The organism is Pseudooceanicola nitratireducens (genome assembly GCF_900109195.1).
Lineage (GTDB): Bacteria > Pseudomonadota > Alphaproteobacteria > Rhodobacterales > Rhodobacteraceae > Pseudooceanicola > Pseudooceanicola nitratireducens.
On sequence record NZ_FNZG01000002.1, the window covers coordinates 288,114 to 308,524 of the forward strand.

General features: G+C 65.7%; 19 protein-coding genes. 10 read left to right on the top strand and 9 right to left on the bottom strand.

The genetic code is table 11. The annotated features are described in order from the left end of the window. Window positions 1-14: 14 nt before the first annotated feature. On the bottom strand, window positions 15-371 hold the full coding sequence (locus BMX99_RS07245) for a hypothetical protein (RefSeq protein ID WP_093449420.1): 357 nt from the start codon (window positions 369-371) through the stop codon (window positions 15-17). 47 nt (window positions 372-418) lie between these two features. Beyond that, window positions 419-1,129 carry a DUF599 domain-containing protein gene (locus BMX99_RS07250; RefSeq protein ID WP_093449423.1) on the bottom strand — a complete coding sequence of 237 codons (711 nt, stop codon included), beginning with the start codon at window positions 1,127-1,129 and terminating at the stop codon, window positions 419-421. Window positions 1,130-1,218: 89 nt separating this feature from the next. Here BMX99_RS07250 and BMX99_RS07255 point away from each other — a divergent pair, with 89 nt between their 5' ends. The 6 genes from BMX99_RS07255 to BMX99_RS07280 all read left to right on the top strand — a co-directional run bounded on the left by BMX99_RS07255 (window position 1,219) and on the right by BMX99_RS07280 (window position 7,131). Next, entirely contained in the window at window positions 1,219-2,655 is a 1,437-nt protein-coding gene (locus BMX99_RS07255) for an FAD-linked oxidase C-terminal domain-containing protein (RefSeq protein ID WP_093449427.1), read from the top strand. Next, a complete protein-coding gene (locus BMX99_RS07260) occupies window positions 2,652-3,842 on the top strand; it encodes an FAD-binding protein (RefSeq protein WP_093449430.1) in 1,191 nt (396 codons plus the stop codon). Before BMX99_RS07255 ends, BMX99_RS07260 begins: the two co-directional genes overlap by 4 nt. A gap of 25 nt (window positions 3,843-3,867) precedes the next feature. Further along, complete coding sequence (locus BMX99_RS07265) at window positions 3,868-4,224, top strand: hypothetical protein (protein WP_093449433.1); 357 nt, start codon at window positions 3,868-3,870, stop codon at window positions 4,222-4,224. Further along, window positions 4,224-5,513 (top strand): glycolate oxidase subunit GlcF, encoded by a 1,290-nt coding sequence (glcF, locus tag BMX99_RS07270; protein ID WP_093449436.1) that lies wholly within the window; start codon window positions 4,224-4,226, stop codon window positions 5,511-5,513. Before BMX99_RS07265 ends, glcF begins: the two co-directional genes overlap by 1 nt. A gap of 83 nt (window positions 5,514-5,596) precedes the next feature. After that, window positions 5,597-6,433: a trypsin-like serine peptidase gene (locus BMX99_RS07275; protein ID WP_093449439.1), complete on the top strand. Its 837-nt coding sequence runs from the start codon at window positions 5,597-5,599 to the stop codon at window positions 6,431-6,433. 212 nt (window positions 6,434-6,645) lie between these two features. After that, entirely contained in the window at window positions 6,646-7,131 is a 486-nt protein-coding gene (locus BMX99_RS07280) for an Hsp20 family protein (protein ID WP_093449442.1), read from the top strand. A gap of 190 nt (window positions 7,132-7,321) precedes the next feature. On the opposite strand, the gene BMX99_RS07285 is transcribed toward BMX99_RS07280, so the two are convergent. The 4 genes from BMX99_RS07285 to BMX99_RS07300 all read right to left on the bottom strand — a co-directional run bounded on the left by BMX99_RS07285 (window position 7,322) and on the right by BMX99_RS07300 (window position 11,099). After that, window positions 7,322-7,723, bottom strand: a complete 402-nt coding sequence (locus BMX99_RS07285; RefSeq protein WP_093449445.1) for a PaaI family thioesterase — start codon at window positions 7,721-7,723, stop codon at window positions 7,322-7,324. A gap of 48 nt (window positions 7,724-7,771) precedes the next feature. Next, entirely contained in the window at window positions 7,772-8,386 is a 615-nt protein-coding gene (locus BMX99_RS07290) for a VOC family protein (protein WP_093449448.1), read from the bottom strand. Between the two features lie 140 nt (window positions 8,387-8,526). Continuing rightward, on the bottom strand, window positions 8,527-8,949 hold the full coding sequence (locus tag BMX99_RS07295; RefSeq protein WP_093449451.1) for a GlcG/HbpS family heme-binding protein: 423 nt from the start codon (window positions 8,947-8,949) through the stop codon (window positions 8,527-8,529). Further along, window positions 8,946-11,099, bottom strand: coding sequence for a malate synthase G (locus BMX99_RS07300; protein WP_093451174.1), 2,154 nt, complete (start codon window positions 11,097-11,099; stop codon window positions 8,946-8,948). Before BMX99_RS07300 ends, BMX99_RS07295 begins: the two co-directional genes overlap by 4 nt. Window positions 11,100-11,201: 102 nt before the next feature. On the opposite strand from BMX99_RS07300, the gene BMX99_RS07305 reads away from it, so the two are divergent. Beyond that, window positions 11,202-11,957 (top strand): IclR family transcriptional regulator, encoded by a 756-nt coding sequence (locus BMX99_RS07305; protein WP_093449454.1) that lies wholly within the window; start codon window positions 11,202-11,204, stop codon window positions 11,955-11,957. Between the two features lie 11 nt (window positions 11,958-11,968). On the opposite strand, the gene BMX99_RS07310 is transcribed toward BMX99_RS07305, so the two are convergent. From BMX99_RS07310 to secA, 3 genes are all read right to left on the bottom strand, one after another. Continuing rightward, window positions 11,969-13,522, bottom strand: a complete 1,554-nt coding sequence (locus tag BMX99_RS07310; protein WP_093451177.1) for a phosphate ABC transporter substrate-binding/OmpA family protein — start codon at window positions 13,520-13,522, stop codon at window positions 11,969-11,971. 24 nt (window positions 13,523-13,546) lie between these two features. Continuing rightward, window positions 13,547-14,623: a translocase gene (locus BMX99_RS07315; protein WP_139199457.1), complete on the bottom strand. Its 1,077-nt coding sequence runs from the start codon at window positions 14,621-14,623 to the stop codon at window positions 13,547-13,549. A 216-nt stretch (window positions 14,624-14,839) separates the two neighbouring features. Next, window positions 14,840-17,608 carry a preprotein translocase subunit SecA gene (gene secA / locus BMX99_RS07320; RefSeq protein WP_093449460.1) on the bottom strand — a complete coding sequence of 923 codons (2,769 nt, stop codon included), beginning with the start codon at window positions 17,606-17,608 and terminating at the stop codon, window positions 14,840-14,842. A gap of 203 nt (window positions 17,609-17,811) precedes the next feature. On the opposite strand from secA, the gene BMX99_RS07325 reads away from it, so the two are divergent. From BMX99_RS07325 to mutT, 3 genes are read left to right on the top strand one after another with little or no spacing between them, the layout of a single operon-like run. Then, window positions 17,812-18,705 carry a peptidylprolyl isomerase gene (locus BMX99_RS07325; protein ID WP_093449463.1) on the top strand — a complete coding sequence of 298 codons (894 nt, stop codon included), beginning with the start codon at window positions 17,812-17,814 and terminating at the stop codon, window positions 18,703-18,705. Between the two features lie 4 nt (window positions 18,706-18,709). Then, window positions 18,710-19,939, top strand: a complete 1,230-nt coding sequence (gene argJ / locus BMX99_RS07330; protein WP_093449466.1) for a bifunctional glutamate N-acetyltransferase/amino-acid acetyltransferase ArgJ — start codon at window positions 18,710-18,712, stop codon at window positions 19,937-19,939. Continuing rightward, on the top strand, window positions 19,936-20,337 hold the full coding sequence (gene mutT / locus BMX99_RS07335) for an 8-oxo-dGTP diphosphatase MutT (protein WP_093449469.1): 402 nt from the start codon (window positions 19,936-19,938) through the stop codon (window positions 20,335-20,337). Before argJ ends, mutT begins: the two co-directional genes overlap by 4 nt. Window positions 20,338-20,411 lie beyond the last annotated feature (74 nt).

Here is a 20,411-nt window from a genome sequence, read left to right on the forward strand (position 1 = left end):
GGCGATGGCCCGGCCTACCGTCCCAGACGCAGCTTGTAGACCTGATCGCCCCAGCCATCGCGGTTGCAGCGCGCGCGGATCAGCACCTTGCGGGTGCCATCGGGGATCATCACCGACGACAGCGACCGGGTGAAGGGCACGTCGTTGCCATGCGGATGCGCCAGATCGCGCATGCCCAGAAGGTTGCCGGCCATGTCCCGCACCTCCCACCCGTCGGCGTAATGGTCCCAGCCGGTGTCGGGATGCGTCAGCGTCACGCTGATCTTCCAGCCCATGCCCGACCGCTCGGCGCGGGCGTCTAGGATCTGGGGCGCGTCGGCCATCAGGCGCAGGGGCAAAGCCAGCAGGAGGATCAGGAACAGGCGGGTCATGTCACCGGATATACCGCAAGTCGGGCCAAGAAGAAGCGCACGTCGTTTCACATCGCCGTGGGGCTGTCGTCGACCATCAGCGCGGCGCGGGATTTCGACGCGAACTCCCGCCTCCATAGAACGAACAGCGTGATACCGGTGGCGATCATCAGTGCCACGGGCCCCAGCAGCCAGGCAGTGACGCCCAGGGCGAAATAGATCGACCGCAGCCCGCGGTTGAAGCTGCGCGCGGCGGTGATGTTGATCGTCGCGGCCTTGTCGGCGCGGGGCAGGGCGCGGGGGTCCTTGGGGTCGTTCGGCACGGCCCCCATCAGCACGGCGCAATAGCCGAACAGGCGGTTCGACCAGACGAATTTCAGGAAGGCGTTGATCAGGAAGAACAGGATGGCGATCATCTTGATTTCCCACACGAAGGTGGGGTCGCTTTCCAGCGTGATCTGGTTCGCCAGCCCCATCAGCCGGTCCGCATTGGCGATCGAGGCCAGCACGCCCCCGATGGCGATCATCGTGGCCGAGGCGAAGAACGAGGTGCTTTCGCGCAGCGTCGACAGGGTCTGGGCGTCGAAGATGCGGGGCTGGCGGGTCACCATTTCGCGCATCCATTCGCGGCGATAGGCCCCCATCAGCGTCGAGGTCGAGGGGCGGCGGCGGGGCGGGTTCTCGATATGCCAGCCGATCAGAAGCCAGGTGGCAAGGATCAGGCCAAGCGCGGCCAGGTCCAGGGTCGAAAACAGCGAAAGTCGGTCCATCCAGGTCATGGCTCCAGTTAGCCCAAGGCGGGTCGCCTTGCCAATCCGCCCTGTTCGGCGCTAGACATTTCCTGTTTCCGCCAGATGCGAGGCCGCCCATGCAGATGCCCGTTCCAGATTCCCGGATCCTGTCGCAAAAACCGCAGCTGACGGCCGCGCTGCGCAAGGTTCTGCCCGCGGATGCGGTCATCACCGACCCCGCCGAAACCCGCGCCTATGAATGCGACGCGCTGACCGCCTATCGCTGTCCGCCGATGATCGCCGTGCTGCCCTCGACCACGCAGCAGGTCTCGGACGTTCTGAAGATCTGTCACCAGTTCGGCGTGCCGGTGGTGCCGCGCGGCTCGGGGACCTCGCTGGCCGGGGGGGCGCTTCCGACCGAGGATTGCGTGATCCTGGGCGTGGCGCGCATGAACGACGTGCTTGAAACCGACTATGACGACCGCTTCATCCGGGTGCAGACCGGCATGACCAACCTGTCGGTCACCGGCCGGGTCGAGGGCGAAGGGTTCTTCTATGCCCCCGATCCGTCGTCGCAGCTGGCCTGCGCCATTGCCGGGAACATCGCGATGAACTCGGGCGGGGCGCATTGCCTGAAATACGGGGTGACCACCAACAACCTGCTGGGCGTGACCATGGTCATGATGGACGGTGAGGTGGTCGAGATCGGCGGGCCGTACCTTGACAGCGGCGGGCTGGATCTTCTGGGGCTGATCTGCGGGTCCGAAGGGCAGCTGGGTGTCGTGACCGAGGCCGTGCTGCGCATCCTGCCCAAGCCCGAGGGCGCGCGCCCGGTGCTGGTCGGCTTTGACACCAACGAGGTCGCCGGTGCCTGTGTCAGCGACATCATCGAGGCGGGCGTGCTGCCCGTGGCGATCGAATTCATGGACCGCCCCTGTATCGAGGCGACCGAGGCCTTTGCCGGTGCCGGCTATCCCGATTGTGAATCGCTTCTGATCATCGAGGTCGAGGGATCGGATGCCGAGATCGACGAACAGCTGGCCGTGATCACCGCGATTGCCCGCCGCCACAACCCGGTCGAAGTGCGCGAAAGCCGGTCTTCGGATGAAAGCGCGCGGATCTGGCTGGGCCGGAAATCCGCCTTTGGCGCCATGGGGCAGATCAACGATTACATGTGCCTCGACGGCACGATCCCGGTCAGCGAACTGCCCCGGGTTCTGGGCCGGATGAACGAACTCTCTGACGAATTCGGCCTGAAGGTCGCCAATGTCTTCCATGCGGGTGACGGCAACCTGCATCCGCTGATCCTGTTCGATGCGAACAAGGACGGCGATCTGGAAACCTGCGAAGTCATGGGCGCGGAAATCCTGAAGCTTTGTGTCGAAGTGGGTGGCTGTCTGACCGGCGAACACGGCGTCGGGGTAGAAAAGCGCGACCTGATGAGCCACCAGTATGACCCTGCGGATCTTGAGGCGCAGATGGCCGTGAAGGATGTCTTTGACCCGAAATGGCTGCTGAACCCGGCCAAGGTCTTTCCGCTGGCCAATTCCGAAACGCGGCGGGGGGCACAATGATCCGACCAGAGAATGAGGCCCAGCTGGCCGAGGCGATCCGCGATGCGAGCGGTGCCCTGTCGATCCGGGGCGGGGCAACGCGCGGGCTGTCGCCTGCGGGCGCTGCGATCGAGACATCGGGCCTGCACGGGGTGCGGCTGTATGAACCCGGCGCGCTGACGCTGGTGGTCGGGGCCGGCACGCCGATGGATGACATCGACACGATTCTTGGCGAAAAGAACCAGCGTCTGGCGTTCGAACCGATGGATCACCGCGCGCTTCTGGGCACCAGCGGCGTGCCGACGATTGGCGGGGTCGCGGCGGCGAATGTCTCGGGGCCGCGGCGGCTTCAGGTCGGGGCGGCGCGCGATCACATGCTGGGCGTGCGCTTTGTGACCGGCACCGGAGAGATCGTGAAGAACGGCGGCCGGGTGATGAAGAACGTCACCGGCTATGATCTGGTCAAGGTGCTTGCCGGGTCCTACGGCACGCTTGGCGTCCTGAGCGAGGTGTCGCTGAAGGTTCAGGCCATTCCCGAGGCGCAGGCGACCCTGGTGCTGCGCGGACAGGGCATGTCCGACGCGCTGGCCGACCTGATGCGCGCCATGTCGACGCCCTATGACGTGTCGGGCGCGGCCTATGTGTCTTCCGTGAACGGCAAAACAGGCTCTGAACGGCGGATCAGGGTCGAAGGCATGGCCGGATCGGTGGCCTATCGCGCCGGCAAGCTGGCGGATCTTCTGGGGGCCGATGCGGTCATCGAGGGCGAGGACAGCGCCGCCCTGTGGCAAGAGCTGCGGGATGTCGCACCCTTTGCCGGGCGCGATGGTGCGGTCTGGAAGGTCTCGACCCGGCCGTCGCGGGCGGCGGGGCTAAGCCAGGCGCTGGTCGAAGGCGGTCAGCCGCACGAGGTCATCGCGGATTGGAGCGGCGGTCTGCTGTGGCTGCTGGTCCCCGAGGCCGGCGATCTGGGCGCTGCGGCGATCCGCGCGGCGGTGGCGCAGGCGGGCGGACATGCGACCCTGATCCGGGGCGACCTGGCCCGGACCGGCGTGACGCGGTTCCAGTCCCAGGGGCCGATCCAGGACCGACTGGCGGCGGGCCTTCGGGCCAGGTTTGACCCGCGTGGCATTCTGAACGCCGGTCTTATGGACATGACAAAGACAGGGCCCGGCGCAGATGCGGCGCGGGTCAAAGACCCGGTCTAACGGGCGCAAGGAAGGACATGAACACATGCTGCTGACCCTATTCGTGGTGCTGACGGCGATCGTCGGCGTGGGGCTTTATGTTTCACTTGTGCGGCGGATGCCGAACGGCAGTTTCTTTCCGCTGCTGGGACCGGGGGTCCTGTTGCTGGGGCTGGCCGGGATCGGCATCCTGCGGCTTCTGCCAGTGGATGCAACGGAAAGCCCGGTGCGGGTGATCCTGGCGCTGGTGATGCTTTGGGTTGGCTGGGTTGGCCTGATGGCGCTTCTGGCGCAGACGCTCAGCCGGTCGATGCCGGGGGCGCAGCCCTGGCCCGTGCTGACCGGAGGCGCGGCGACACTTGCCCCGGCGCTTGGATTTATCGTTGCACGGATGGTGGCCTGATGCGGACCGAATTCACCCCCGACCAGCTGAAAGACCCTGGCACCGCCCGAGCGAATGAAATCCTGCGCGCCTGTGTGCATTGCGGGTTCTGTACCGCGACCTGCCCCACCTACCAGGTGCTGGGCGACGAATTGGACAGCCCGCGCGGCCGGATCTACCTGATCAAGGACATGCTGGAAAACAACCGCGTGCCGGACGAAAAGACCGTCAAGCACGTGGATCGCTGCCTGTCCTGCCTGGCCTGCATGACGACCTGCCCCTCGGGCGTTCATTACATGCACCTGGTCGACCATGCCCGCGCCTATATCGACAAGAATTACAAACGTCGCTGGGACGATCGGGCGCTGCGCTGGATCCTGGCCCGGATCATTCCGTATCCGACGCGGTTCCGGCTGGCGCTGTTTGCCGCCGGCCTGGCGCGGCCTTTCTCGCGGATCCTGCCGGACAAGCGGCTGCGCGCGATGGTGGCTATGGCCCCGCGCCGCCTGCCGACACCGTCGCTGAACGACAGCCCGCAGACGCATTTGGCGCAGGGACCCCGGATCAAGCGCGTCGCGCTGATGACCGGCTGCGCCCAGAAGGCGCTGAACACCGACATCAACGACGCCACCATCCGCTTGCTGACCCGCGCGGGGGTCGAGGTGGTGATCCCCAAGGGCGAAGGCTGCTGCGGATCGCTGACCCATCACATGGGCAAGGAAGACCTGGCCCACGGGTCCGCCGCGCGCAACATCCGCGCCTGGGCGGCCGAGATGGACGGCGCAGGCCTGGACGCCATCGTCATCAACACCAGCGGCTGCGGCACGACGGTGAAGGATTACGGCCATATGTTCCGCAACGATCCGCTGGCGACGGATGCGGCGCGGGTGTCCGCCATCGCCAAGGACATCACCGAGGTGCTGGGCGATCTGGATCTGCCGGCCCAGGCCCCCGAGGCGCTGCGCATCGGCTATCATTCCGCCTGTTCACTGCAGCATGGCCAGAGGATCAAGGACCTGCCCAAGGATCTGCTGACCCGCGCGGGGTTTCAGGTCGCGACTCCCGCCGATCCGCATCTGTGCTGCGGGTCCGCCGGGACCTACAACCTGATGCAGCCCGAGATCTCGGGCCAGCTGAAGGCGCGCAAGATCCGCACGCTTGAGGCCGTTCAACCCGACATCATCGCCGCCGGGAACATCGGCTGCATGATGCAGATCGGGTCGGGCATCGGCGTGCCGGTCGTGCACACGGTCGAGCTGATGGACTGGGCCACGGGCGGGCCGAAACCTGCCGCATTGAAACCCCATTAGGCCGCCCCCCGCGCCGCATTTCCGCCCCATGAACCGGCTAGAAATCCGTTACAGGATCTCCAGTTTCGTTCATGGGCAGTGGCATGTTGCAAAGATTGATTCCCGGGCTCGCCTTGGCCCTGACCCTCATCCTCTCGCTTGTGCGGGTCGGCCATGCCGAAGCCGGCGGGCTGCGCCTTCTTAGCACCGGCGATGACAGCCGTGGATGGGAAGCGGTCGGTCGTCTCGAACTGGACGGGCGGGGCTTTTGCACCGGCGCGCTGATTGCCGAGGATCTGGTCCTGACCGCCGCGCATTGCCTGTACGACAAGGCCAGCGGCACACGGTTTGCCCCCGATCAGATCGAATTCCTGGCGGGCTGGCGCAATGGCCGCGCGCAGGCCTATCGGCAGGTGCGGCGTGCGGTGATCCCGCGCAGCTATTCCTTCGACAGCGCCACCTCGCCCGAGAGGGTGAAGGACGATATTGCCCTGCTTCAGCTGTATCAGCCGATCCGCACCGGGGCCGTCACGCCCTTTGCCCTGTCGCAGCACCCCCGCGGAGGCGATGCGATCGCGGTTGTCTCATACGCCCATGACCGGGCCGAGGCCCCGTCGCTGCAGGACACCTGCAATGTCATCACCCGCCAGCAGGGCGTGCTGATCATGTCCTGCGAGGTGGATTTCGGATCCTCGGGCGCGCCGGTCTTCAGCCTTGAAGGCGGGGTGCCGAGGATCGTGTCTGTTGTCTCGGCCATGGCCGAGGTGCAGGGCAACGAGGTCTCGCTTGGCACCGACCTGGGCCAGATCGCCAGCCTGATGGATGAAATCCGCCAGGGCGGCGCGCCGCTGCCGCAGGCGAACCGGATCACCCTGGGCGCCGCCACCGGGCTTGCCGGTCAGCGCAACATCGGGGCCAAGTTCATCCGCCCCGGCGGCTGACGCAGCCAAAAGGGCGCGCGACCGGGCCAGGCGCGCAGCCCTTGCAAAGAGGCCCCCAGGCGGGGGTCTGCCATCAGACATCATCAGGATCTTGAAACGCGGATCGGGGGCGCCCAGATCTGTGTCACCGGGGTGCCAAGACGGGCCCCGGCGATCCTGCCTGTCCCCTGAAGGGAAGGCGCAACCCTGTTATCGCTCAAAGAGGATGACCCATGCGTAACTTTGATCTTGCACCGCTTTACCGTTCCACCGTCGGCTTCGACCAGCTGGCCAACTTGATGGACCGTGTTCTAAGCAACGAGGTCGCACAGCCGACCTATCCGCCCTACAACATCGAAAAACTGGATCAGGATGCCTATCGCATCACGATCGCCGTCGCCGGGTTCACCGATGCCGACCTGGCGATCGAGGTGAAGGAACACGCCCTGATCGTGTCGGCCAAGAAGGCCGATGAAGACAAGCGCAGCTATCTGCACCGGGGCATTGCCACCCGCGCCTTTGAACGCCGCTTCCATCTGGCGGACCACGTGAAGGTGACCGGCGCGACCCATGCGGACGGGCTGCTGCACATCGACCTGGTGCGCGAAGTGCCCGAGGCGCTGAAGCCCCGCCGGATCGAGATCACCAAGACCGATGGCCGCACGGTCAATGCCAAGGCGCTTGAGGCCAAGCAGACCGAGGCACAGGAAACCGTCTGATCGGCCGCAGAGACTGATCCGCACCGATCAAGGACGGGGTGAGCCAGATCCCAAGACCCTCGATTTCACACAGTCACTGGATCACCGGAAAGGGCGCGGCGCAGGTCGCGCCCTTTTTCCGTCCGCTGGCGGGTCTGGCAGGGCAATCCCGCGCAGGCACGGTCGCGGGCGAATTCGCCTTATTCAGTCTCTAATCCTGTCTCTGACGCGAGGCCACGTGGCTGGAGGTCAGGTCCAGCAGAAGCAGCCCGGCATCGGTTTTCACCTCGGTTCGGACGGTCTGGATCGTGCGGCCGCGACGCACGAAGGACGACCGCGCCATCAGCGTCCCCGAGGTGACGTTCTGCAGAAGCTGCGCGGTCATGTTGATCGACAGGGGAAAGCCGCTCATCCCGCCGTGGGGTTCCACCCCCTGAAGCGCCAGGCGGGTGGCACAGACATCCGCGAACCATATCAGTGCCCCGGCATGCACCGTTCCGAATGGGTTCAGGATGCCCTCTTGTACCGGCATCATGCCGCGGGTCTCTCCGGGGCCAACGGTTTCGGTATGAAACCGGATATGGCCGCCGTACTGGCGTGCTTCGATGTTCATCTGTCCCTCCGTCCCTGGGGGAAGGATGACCAGAGGGGGGCGACCTGTCTACCGCAGGGTCACGCTGCACCCGCGAACCGTTAACTGCGCTTTAATCCCGACAGGGCCGGTGTGATAGCTGATCCGGGGGTCGGGCAGCAGCGGTTCCAGCCAGTGGGCCAGGGTCTTTGCCTGCGGGTGATGCAGTTCCAGCGCGGTCAGGGCGGCATCCGCGCCCTCCATGCGGGTCGGTGGCAGCGGGGCGGTCTGCCAGTCGATCAGGCTGGGCGCCACGCCGTCCAGAGGCAGGCTGCCATCCTCGGGCACCGTCAGAAGCCAGCGCAGGTCACCGCGCGTGACGGGAATGGCGGGGCCGTGGGTGTCAGGGAACAGCGGATGGGTCGCCGCCATATCCGTGCAGCGGACCACCCAATGCGACAGACGCGGGTGCTGGACCGGTTGGTCCAGGTTGAACCAGCGCGGCCGCTGCGGGGGCGGGGCCTCGGGGTTCACGGCAATGACTTCCAGGAATTCATCCGCGCCCATCCGGACCAGGTGGTTGTGCGTGCCCATCAGGGGATGTTCGCCGCCCTTGGGCATGTCGATGCCGGTCTGGTCGCGCACATGGGCGGTGCCTTCGGCAAGCGAGGGCGCGGCGATGACGATATGGTCAAGGGCAAGCATGTTCGGGTCCGGTGTACTGAAGCGCTGTGGCGACACTAGTGCAGCCGCGGTGCCCCGGTCAAAGGGGCAGGGGCCGAACGGAAAACCGGCCACCCTAGGGGGCGGCCGGTGTCTGGGGATTTTCGTCGATCAGGGGGCGGTCAGACCGTGGCCAGCACCGCGTCCAGCCCGGCCTGAGCGACCTCCATGTCCTGCGCAGGCGTGCCCGAGCTTACGCCGATCCCGCCGACGCACTGGCCGTTCACCATGACGGGCAGCCCGCCGCCGACGACCATCAGCCGCCCGCCGATGGCCGAGGCGATGCCATAGGCCGGTTTCCCGGGCTGGCTGGCGTCACCATATTCATGCGTCGCCTTCTTGGCCCCGCTGGCGGTGAAGCTTTTGTCGATGGCGATGGTCGAGGAGGTCACCTTGCCGCCGTCCATCCGTTCGAACGCCACCAGGTTGCCGGCGTCGTCGGTGATGGCGATGCACATGGGCACGCCGATCTCATCCGCCTTGGCGCGCGCGGCCCTTAGCATCACGTGGGCGTCGTTCAGATCCAGTCGGGTGACGGTGATCATGCTTGCAGTTCCTTTGCCTTGCGCCGCCATGCATGCAGCAGCGGTTCCGTATAGCCCGAGGGTTGGGTCACCCCCTGGAAGATCAGGTCGCGGGCGGCCTGGAAGGCCGGGCCCTCCGGGTTCTCGACCAGCGAGGTATAGGCCGGATCGCCCGCGTTCTGGGCATCGACCTTGGCGGCCATTCGCATCAGGGCGTCGTTGACCTCGGTTTCCGTGATCAGCCCGTGCAGCAGCCAGTTCGCCAGGTATTGCGACGAAATCCGCAGGGTGGCGCGGTCTTCCATCAGGCCGACATCGTTGATGTCCGGCACCTTGGAGCAGCCGACGCCCTGGTCGACCCAACGGACCACATAGCCCAGGATCCCCTGGCAGTTGTTGTCCAGATCGCGGCGCACTTCGTCCTCGGTCAGGTTGCGGCCCGAGAGCACCGGCTGGGTCAGCAGATCAGCGAGATCCGCGCGGTCGCGCGAGGCGAGCGCGTCCTGACGCTCGGCCACGCTGATCTGGTGGTAATGCGTCGCATGCAGGGTCGCCGCCGTGGGCGAGGGCACCCAGGCCGTGTTTGCGCCCGCATTGGGGTGGTTGGTCTTGGCCTGCAGCATCTCGGCCATCATGTCGGGCTTGGCCCACATGCCCTTGCCGATCTGGCCACGCCCGCGCAGGCCAAGCGCCAGGCCCGCGTCGACATTGCCGTCCTCATAGGCCTTCAGCCAGACGGACCCGGCCATGTCGCCCTTGGGAATGAAGGGACCCAGCTGCATCGAGGTGTGGATCTCGTCGCCCGTGCGATCCAGGAAGCCGGTGTTGATGAACACCAGACGGTCCTTCACCGCCCGCATGCATTCGCGCAGATTGGCCGACGTGCGGCGTTCTTCGTCCATCACGCCCAGCTTCACGGTGTTCATCGGCAGGCCAAGGATGCCTTCGACGGCCGTGAAGATCGTGTTGGCAAAACCGACCTCTTCGGGGCCGTGCATCTTGGGCTTCACCACATAGACCGACCCGGCGCGGGAATTGCGCGCGCCCTCGGTCTTCTTCAGATCGTGCATTGCGGCGGCCACGGTGATCAGCGCGTCCAGCATGCCTTCGGGGGTTTCCTCGCCTTCGAACAGGACCGCATCGGTGGTCATCAGGTGGCCGACGTTGCGCACCAGCAGAAGGGCGCGGCCGGGCAGGGTCAACGTGCCGCCGTCGGGTGCGGTCAGCACCTTGTCGGGGTTCAGGGCGCGGGTCATCTGCTTGCCGCCCTTTTCGAAGGTTTCCTGCAGCTTGCCGGTCATCAGGCCGAACCAGTTGCCATAGACCTCGGCCTTGTCGGCGGCATCCACGGCGGCGACGCTGTCTTCGCAGTCCTGAATGGCGGTCAGGGCGGATTCCAGCACCACGTCGCGCAGGCCCGAAGCCGAGGTCGCGCCAACGGGGTGCGCGGGGTCGATCAGCAGTTCGATGTGCAAGCCATTGTGGCGCAGCATGTAGGATGCGGTATCGCCGTCCTCGGAATATCCGACAAAGGCGGCGGGATCGGCGAAGGCATGGGTCGCGTCGCCGACGCGGGCGACCAGCGCAGCGCCGTCGCGGGTATAGGCGGTGACGTCCTTGTGCGAGGCACCGTCCAGCGGCACGGCCTGGTCAAGGAAATCGGCGGCCCAGGCCACGGCCTGTGCACCACGCTTGGGGTCATAGCCCTTGCCCTCGGGTGCGCCGGGCAGGGCGTCGGTGCCATAAAGCGCATCATAGAGGCTGCCCCAACGGGCGTTGGCGGCGTTCAGCGCAAAGCGCGCGTTCATCACCGGAACAACCAGCTGCGGGCCTGCGATGCTGGCGATCTCGGGGTCGACATTCCCGGTGCCGATCTGGAAATCCGCGCCCTCGGGGACGAGGTATCCGATTTCTTCAAGGAAGGCGCGGTATTCGGCCCCGTCCACCGGCTGACCCTTGCGGGCCTTGTGCCAGTCGTCGATCTGCGCCTGAAGCGTTTCACGCACCTCAAGCAGGCGAAGGTTTTCCGGCACCAGATCGGCCAGCAAGCTGGCATAGCCCGCCCAAAGGTGATCGGGGGTGATGTCGAGATCGGGCAGGATCTGGCCTTCGACCAGATCGGCGATGCTTTGCGCGACCTGAAGGCCGGCGCGGTCAACATAATTGGTCATGTGCGACTCCTCTTCGTTGCGGAAGATATAGCGCAGGGCCCGGGGCGGGGCGCGGATCTTTCGGGACTTTTCCACATCGTGGAAAGTGTTATTCTGCCGGGCATGAGCAATGCCGTGCAATCCGTCGACCGGGCCCTGCGCCTGCTGGAACTTGTCGCCGCCGATCCCGACGGGCGGCGGCTGTCGGATCTGGCGCGGGCGGCGGGGCTGGCGGTGTCGACGACGCACCGGCTTCTGACCTCGCTGGAACAGCGCGGTTTCGTGCAGGTCGAGGGCGAGACAGGCCTGTGGCACGTGGGCCAGACGGCGCATCGGGTCGGCGCGGCCTGGGGGCGGGCGCGCACCATGCTGGCACCGGCGATGCCCCATCTGCGGCGGCTGCGCGATGCAACGCGGGAAACCGCGAACCTCGGGCTGATCGAGGACGGGTGGGTCGTGACGCTGGCGCAAGCGGAAAGCCGGGAAATCATGCGCGCGATCTCACCGCCCGGGGGGCGCGCGCCGACCTTCTGTTCCGGCATGGGCAAGGCCATCGTGGCCACCTGGCCCGATGCCCAGATCGACCAGCTGATCGACCGCCACGGGTTAGGTGCGGCGACCCGCAACAGCCTGACCCGGCGCGAGGATGTGCATGCGGAAATGGCGAAGATCCGGGACCAGGGGTTCGCCATGGATGATGAAGAATTCGTGCCGGGCCTGCGCTGTGTCGCGGCGGTGATCGAAGGGCCGGGGGGCGATGCGGTTGCGGCCGTGTCGGTGTCCGGTCTGTCGCTGCGGATGACGCCAGACAAGGTCGCGCGCTGCGCCGAGCTGGTGCAGCGGGTGGCGGTGGATCTGTCAGGCCGCGTGGCGGTCTGAGGGGCGGCCCGCTAGCGGATCCAGACCTCGACCCGGCGGTTGACCTGACGGCCCCAGGCGCTGTCGTCGCAGGCCATGGGCATGGCTTCGCCAAAGGCCTCGGTGGTCAGCGTCAGGCGGTCGGGGTCGGCATCGCGGGCGGCCAGTTCCACGGCGCGGCGCACCGCCTTGGCCCGGTCCAGCGCGATCCGCCGGTTGCCTGCCGCATCCCCGGACCCGTCCGAAAAGCCGACGAACATCAATTCGCGCCCGTCGTACAGGCCCTGTTCCAGCGCCGCGGCCAGCTGTTCAACGTTGGACCGGGATTGGGCGTCCAGCAGGGATGACCCGGCCTCGAACCGGAAGGAGATCGTCAGCCGGTCATAGGGGGTCAGCCGGGTGACCATGGCCTGAAGATCGGTCAGAGAGGTCTCTGGCCCCGCCTGGGTGATGGCATTGGCAAAACGTGCGCCCTGTTGGTTGATCGGGATTTCCTCGGGCATCTGGTCGACGAACCCGGCGCGGCGGATCACCATCTGGGCGGCGGGCAGGCGGGTGAAGGCCAGGAATTCGCGCGCCAGCTTGGGCAAGCGCCGGGCGGGCATGTACAGGAACGCGGGCGTGGTCAGGGGGTAATCTTCGGTCTTGGCGTTGATCCGCGTGGCCCCGATGGTGAACCCGCAGGCCCCGCTAAGTTCGACCTGCGCCGCCAGCCCGGTTTCCGAGGCCGTGGTCAGCCCGATGGCAAAGGGATCGCGCAGCACCGCATCCAGGATCGCGCGGTCGGTGTCGTGGCGCGTGGCGTTGTCGGACAGATCAAAGCCTGACGGTCCCATCAGCCGATCCTCGACCGCCTGACCCAGGCCCGAAGCCGCATCGCGCAGGTGCAGGGCAATCGGCGCATCCGGCCCGCCCAGGTCCTGCCAATTGTCCAGCTCCCCAGCATAGATGGCGGCCAGCTGCGGCAGGGTCAGGGCGCGTACGCCATTGCCCTGCGCCACGATCGGGACCAGCGCATCCAGCGCCAGCACGCGGTTGCGCCCGGCGGCGCGCAGATTGCCCATCCCGGCCTCGATCGCGCGGCGCAGTTCCTCGGGGCGGATTTCGCGCAGGGCCATGACCAGGTCGGCCTCGTTCGCAAGAAGATCGGCAAAGCCTTCGTCGGTGTTGGTCGAGCGCACGGTAAAGCGGCCCGCAATCTCGTCCGTGGTTTTTTCGGTCAGGATGTAGTCGACGACGCTGTCGCCCTGCGGCTCGCGGGTGATGCGGTGGCCGCTGCGCATGCCGAAGGCCTCGATCAGGGCGGGAATCAGCAGATCGCCCGTGGTTGCCGCGCCGGAAATTGTCAGCTCGGCCACGAAGGCCTGAAGGTTGGGGCAGGCGGGGCCATCGCAGCGCACGCCCGATCCATCGACGGTCAGTTCCCCGAAATCGGTTTCAACGCGGTAGAATTCGCCATCAAAGCCCAGCAGCATCCCCCGGATGGTGACGCTGCCATCGCGCGAGGTCAGGGTGACGTCCTGCGCGATCAGGGGGGTGGCGAAAAGAAGAAGTGCGGCGCTGAACGCCGCACGCATCATGGTCATCATCGAATGATCTGCCTGGCCTGCTTACCTGGCGGCGATCTTCAGGTCTTCGACCAGGTTTTTCAACAGCAGATAGTCGCCCACGCTGTCGCAGCCGGGCAGGGTCATCGCCAGATCGGATACCGAGGCGGTCAGATCCTCGGACAGCTGGATCACCTGGGCGGTGATGTCGCGGTCGCAGTTGGCGTCGGTCACGGCGATCTCGATGCTCAGCTCGACGTCGCCGGCGCTGGTCGTGGTGCCCGTGGGAAAGGTATAGACCTCGGCCAGGCGGGGCGCGTCGAGGCCGGGATCGCCCAGCCGGGTGACAAAGCCGCCCATGCCACGCGCGGCAAAGGTCGCATCGCGGGGCATGCCGGACCAGACGTGGCCGTCGGTGTCATACTCCGCGCCGAATTCCCGGGCATGCAGCGCGATGCCGCTGTCGCCCTGCCATTGCACGACCGCGCGGTCGTAGAAGGGCAGCGTGTCGACCACCAGTTCGACGGCGGCGGCATTGCCGTCTTCCATCGCGGCGATGAACAGCGCGTTTTCGGCAAGCGCCGGAACCTCGATCTGCAATTCGCCGTCGGCGTCGGTCAGGGCGGTGACGGTCAGATCTTCGTGGCGAAGGGAGACACGGGACAGGGGCTGGCACGGCGCGCTCAGGCGCAGGGCCACCATGGCGGCGGCGCGCGGTTCGCCGGTCAGGTCCAGCGCGCAGGCGTCGGCCTGCCGGGGCTCGGACAGGTCGGCGGTGTCGGGATTGGGGATATCCTCGGCCGTGGCGGCGATCAGCACCGGGGTTTCGGGGAACTCATGCGGCGCGGAAAAGGCGGCGGCCAGATCGGCGGAGGTCAGCGAAATCGAGGCCAGCTGCACCGGGCGCGCCGCAAAGCGCGGGGCGGCGAGGTCGATGGGAAGGCTGCTGGCCTGAACAATGTTGTCAGGATGGGGCGAGGGGGTCGGCAAAGCGGCGGCCGGGGCGGCCTGCGGGGTGAGCATCGGCGCAAGCTGAGCGGTCTGCACGGGATGCGTGCCCCCGGCCTGCATGTAGACACCGGCACCTGCGGCCAGAACCATGGTGCCACCGGCAATGGCAAGTGTTTTCAAGCTGATCATGATGAATCCCCACACGTCCATAATCAGAGCCCACCTACACGGACCCAACCAGAAGATGAATCGCAACTGGGGCGAGTTTAAGGCGCCGCAGGGGTCTAACTATGCCGACGACGGCGGGAAGGGAGAGGAAAACAAGGGGCCGGAACGCAATGATCCGGGCCGCGTGGCGGGCCCGGATCAGAAGATCGTTCGAAGGGATCTTGTCAGAAGATCAGGTCAGACCATCGCGCCGTGGCAATGTTTGAACTTCTTGCCCGAGCCGCAGGGGCATGGGCTGTTGCGCGTCGGGTTGCCCCAGGTGGTGGGGTCGTTTTCGTCAAAGCCCTCGACGGCGGCACCAGGGGCCTCGGCGGTCTGCTGATCAGGAGCGGGGGCGGCCGGGGCGGCGGGCGCGTCACCCTGCGGTGCGGCACCTTCGGCGGTCTCGGCCGCGGCCTGGGGCAGCATGCCTTCCTTTTGCAGCTGGGCCTGGATCATCGCCATCTGCTGGCGCTGTTCCTCTTCGGTCAGGGGGCGGACGCGGCCCAGGGTCTTGGTGACCTCTTCGCGCAGGCTGTCCAGCATCGACTGGAACAGCTGGAAGGCCTCGGTCTTGTATTCGTTCAGCGGGTCACGCTGCGCATAGCCGCGGAAGCCCACGACCGACCGCAGGTGTTCCAGCGTCAGAAGATGTTCGCGCCACTTGCTGTCGATGGTCTGCAGCAGCACCTGCTTCTCGATCGAGCGCATGTTCTCGGGGCCGAAGGCGGTGGCCTTGGCAGCCATGGCCTTGTCGGCCTCGTCGTCCAGACGTTCGGCGATCACCTCGTCGTCGACGCCTTCCTCGGCGACCCATTCGATCACGGGCACGTCGATGTTCAGGTTCTCGATGACGGCGGCATAAAGCCCCTCACCGTCCCATTGTTCGGCGTAGGTCTTCGGCGGGATGTAGGTCGCGACCAGATCGTCGATGACCTGCGACCGCATGTCGGCCACGATCTCGGACAGGTCCTTGGCTTCCATGATCTCCATGCGCTGCTTGAAGATGATCTTGCGCTGTTCGTTCATCACGTCGTCGAACTTCAGCACGTTCTTGCGCATGTCGAAGTTGCGGCCTTCGACCTTGGCCTGGGCGCGTTCCAGCGACTTGTTCACCCAGGGGTGCACGATCGCCTCACCGTCCTTCATGCCAAGCGAGGACAGCACCTTGTCCAGCCGTTCCGACCCGAAGATGCGCATCAGGTCGTCTTCCAGCGACAGGAAGAAGGACGAACGGCCCGGATCCCCCTGACGGCCCGAGCGGCCGCGCAGCTGGTTGTCGATCCGGCGCGATTCGTGGCGTTCGGTGGCCAGAACAAACAGACCGCCGGCGTCTTTCACCTTCTGCTCGTCTTCGTCATGGGCCTTTTCGATCTTTTCACGGATCTCTTCGGGATCGGCCTCGGGGTTGGCGGCGATCGCCTCCATGATCTTGAACTCGACGTTGCCGCCCAGTTTGATGTCGGTGCCACGGCCCGCCATGTTGGTGGCGATGGTCACCGCGCCCAGCTTGCCGGCATCGGCGACGATCTGCGCCTCTTGTTCGTGCTGGCGGGCGTTCAGGACGTTGTGCGGCACACCGGCCTTCGTCAGCATGTCGGACAGGAATTCCGACTTCTCGATCGAGGTGGTGCCGACCAGCGTGGGCTGACCCTTGGCATGGGCTTCCTTGATCGTCTCGACGATGGCGGCGAATTTTTCCTGCGCGGTGCGATAGACGGCGTCGTCGTCGTCGATCCGGGCAATGGGGCGGTTGGTCGGAACCTCGACCACGCCCAGGCCATAGATTTCCTGGAATTCCTCGGCCTCGGTGGCGGCGGTGCCGGTCATGCCCGACAGCTTGTCGTAGAGGCGGAAGTAGTTCTGGAAGGTCACCTGGGCCAGGGTCACGTTCTCGGGCTGGATGTCGACGCCTTCCTTGGCCTCGATCGCCTGGTGCAGGCCTTCCGACATGCGGCGGCCGGCCATCATGCGGCCGGTGAATTCGTCGATCAGCACGACTTCGCCATTGCGGACGATGTAGTCCTTGTCGCGCTGGAACATCTTGTGGGCGCGCAGGGCCTGGTTCACGTGGTGCACGACGGTGGTCGATTCCGGATCATAGAGCGACTGATCCTCGGGCAGGAGGCCACGGGCGTGCAGCTGCTGTTCCAGGAATTCGTTGCCGTCGTCGGTGAAGGTCACCTGACGCTGCTTTTCGTCCAGGGTGAAGTGATCGTCGGTCAGTTCCGGGATCAGCTTGTCGATGGCGGTGTACAGATCGCTGCGGTCCTGGGCCGGGCCCGAGATGATCAGCGGCGTCCGCGCCTCGTCGATCAGGATGCTGTCGACCTCGTCCACGATGGCGAAGTTGTGGCCGCGCTGGAACATCTCGGTGAGTTCCGATTTCATGTTGTCGCGCAGGTAGTCGAAGCCCAGTTCGTTGTTCGTGGCATAGGTCACGTCACAGCCATAGGCGGCTTTCTTCTCGGCCGCGGGCTGCTGCGGATAGATCACGCCGGTGGTCAGGCCAAGCGCGCCGAAGACCTTGGACATCCATTCGGCGTCCCGCTTGGCCAGGTAATCGTTGACGGTAACCACGTGCACGCCCTTGCCGGTCAGGGCGTTCAGGTAGGCGGGGAAGGTGGCGACAAGGGTCTTGCCCTCGCCCGTCTTCATTTCCGAGATATTTCCCTGGTGCAGGAAGACCCCGCCCATCAGCTGCGTGTCGAAGGCGCGCAGGCCAAGCGCGCGCTTGGCGGCCTCGCGGCAGTTTGCGAAGGCTTCGGGCAGCAGGGCATCCAGGCTTTCGCCCTCCATCGCGCGCATTGCCAGCGCTTCGGTCTTTTCCTTCAGACCTTCATCGCTCAGCTTCTCGAACTCGGGTTCCAGATCGTTGATCTGTTGGATGATCTTCCGGGTTGCCTTTACCTTGCGGTCGTTCGGCGTTCCGAAGACCTTTTTGGCAAGTGTGCCCATTCCCAGCATGATCAATTCCGTTTCGATTGTTGACGTCGATGTGTTGGCGATGTGTCAGCGGGTTGCTTGTACCGCCCTACGGCTGACCATAGAACTGGTGCCAAGCGGGGTCCCGCAAAGCCATTTGGCCCCTAAAAGCCATATGGCGATGTAAGGGGCGACCCCTACCCTGTCAACGCCGCGCACCGACGCGGCCCATCAAAGGTACTGATATGACGCAACGATTGATCCAAGTCGCCGCGATTGCCCTGGCTTTCGCCATTTCCTCTCCGGTTCTGGCGCAGGATACCGCTGCCACGGGTGCGGATGCCGCGGCTGCCACCGAAACCACCCCGGCCAGCGCCGACACCGTCGTGGCCATCGTCGACGGCAAAGAGATCACCCTGGGTCACATGATCCTGGTCCGCCAATCGCTGCCGCCGCAATACGCCCAGCTGCCCGATGCGATCCTGTTCGAGGGCATCCTGGAACAGCTGATCCAGCAGACCGCGCTGCAGGACAGCTTTGACGGCGACCGCCCGCGTCGCGTCGAAATGGCGCTTGAGAACGAGGAACGCGCGATGATGGCCGCCGAGGCCGTCAGCCGCGTGCTGGACGCCGCCGTGACCGATGCCGCCATCGAGAAGGCCTATCAGGACACCTATGGCAATGCCGAACCCGAGATGGAGTTCAAGGCCGCCCATATCCTGGTCGAAACCGAGGACGAGGCGAAGGCCATCGTCGAAGAGCTTGAAGGCGGTGCCGATTTCGCGGCCGTCGCGAAAGAGAAATCCACCGGTCCCTCGGGTCCGAATGGCGGTGATCTGGGCTGGTTCGGCAAGGGCATGATGGTCGCCCCCTTCGAAGAGGCGGTTGTGGCGATGGAAGCCGGCGACATCTCGGCCCCGGTGCAGACGCAGTTCGGCTGGCACGTGATCCTGCTGTCGGAAACCCGCATGAAGGAAGCGCCGGCGCTGGACACCGTCCGCGACGAGCTGCAGGCCCAGGTCGAGCAGGAGGTCGTCAAAGCACATATTGACGCGCTGGTCGAAAAAGCGAATGTCGACAAGAGCGGGGCCGAAGGCGTCGATCCCGCAGCCTTGAGCAACATCGACATTCTGGAGTGACCCCATGGGCGGAACACCCCCTCTTTCCCCGCTGGCGCCCGCCGCCTTTCCCGACCTGCCCGAAATCGGGGGCGTCGAATTCGCCACCGCCGAGGCAGGGGTGAAATACAAGAACCGGACCGACGTGATGCTGGCCAAGCTTGCGCCCGGTACGGCGGTTGCGGGGGTGTTCACCCGGTCGGCCACACGGTCGGCCCCGGTGCTGGACTGCCAGGACAAGATCGGTGGCGACGTCGCGGGTGGCGCGGCGATCATCGTGAACTCGGGCAACTCCAACGCTTTTACCGGCAAGAACGGTCGCGAATCCGTGTCGCGGATCACCGCGGCCACGGCCCAGGCCCTGGGCATCGAGGAGGCGCGCGTCTTCTCGTCTTCGACCGGGGTGATCGGCGAACCGCTGCCGCACGACCGGATCACCGCCAAGCTGGATGAGCTGGCGGGCAAGCTGGACAGGGGCGGCATCGCTGCCGCTGCCCGCGCGATCATGACCACGGACACCTACCCCAAGGGGGCCAGCGCCGAAGTCGAGATCGACGGCCAGACCGTGAAGATCGCCGGGATTGCCAAGGGCTCGGGCATGATCGCGCCCGACATGGCGACGATGCTGGTCTACATCTTCACCGATGCCGCCATCGAACGGTCCGTGCTGCAATCCATGGTCTCGGCGAATTCCGACCTGACCTTCAACTGCATCACCGTGGACAGCGACACCTCGACCTCGGACACGCTGCTGTGCGCGGCGACGGGGGCTTCGGGCGTGCGGGTGACAGAGGCCAACACGGGCTTCATCGACGCGCTGCGCGACGTGATGCTGGACCTGGCGCACCAGGTGGTGCGCGACGGCGAAGGCGCGACGAAATTCGTGCAGATCCACGTCGGCGGGGCGAAGTCCGACGCCGATGCGCGGACGCACGCCATGTCGATCGCCAATTCGCCGCTGGTGAAGACCGCGATCGCCGGTGAGGACCCGAACTGGGGCCGCATCGTCATGGCCGTGGGCAAATCCGGCGCGGCGGCGGATCGTGACCTGCTGTCGATCTGGTTCGGGGACAACCTTGTCGCCGACAAGGGCTGGCGCGCGGAAAGCTACAGCGAAGAGGCCTGCGCAGCCCATATGAAGGGCGAGAACATCGACATCCGTGTCGATCTGGGCCTGGGCGGCGGCACGGCCACCGTCTGGACCTGCGACCTGACCCATGGCTACATCTCGATCAACGCGGATTACCGGTCGTGACCAAGGTTGTCCTGGTTTCGGCCGTGGCCCTGATCGACCGTGACGGACGGGTGCTGCTGGCGCAGCGCCCGGAAGGCAAGTCGATGGCGGGTCTTTGGGAATTTCCCGGCGGCAAGGTCGAAGCCGGGGAAAGCCCCGAGGCGGCATTGGTGCGCGAATTGCGCGAAGAGCTGGGGATCGAGACCTGGAACTCCTGCCTGGCGCCTTTGACCTTCGCATCGCACGCCTATGACGATTTCCACTTGCTGATGCCGGTCTTTGCCTGCCGCAAATGGGAGGGCGTGCCGCAGCCGAAGGAAGGTCAGGTGCTGGATTGGGTGCGGCCGAACAAGCTGCGCGACTATCCCATGCCGCCCGCGGACATCCCGCTGATACCGATTCTCCGGGACTGGTTGTAACATCGGAAAATCTGTGCTGCACTGCAATATTCTGCGGTGCGGCGCAACAAAACTGTGTTACAAAAAGGCATCTG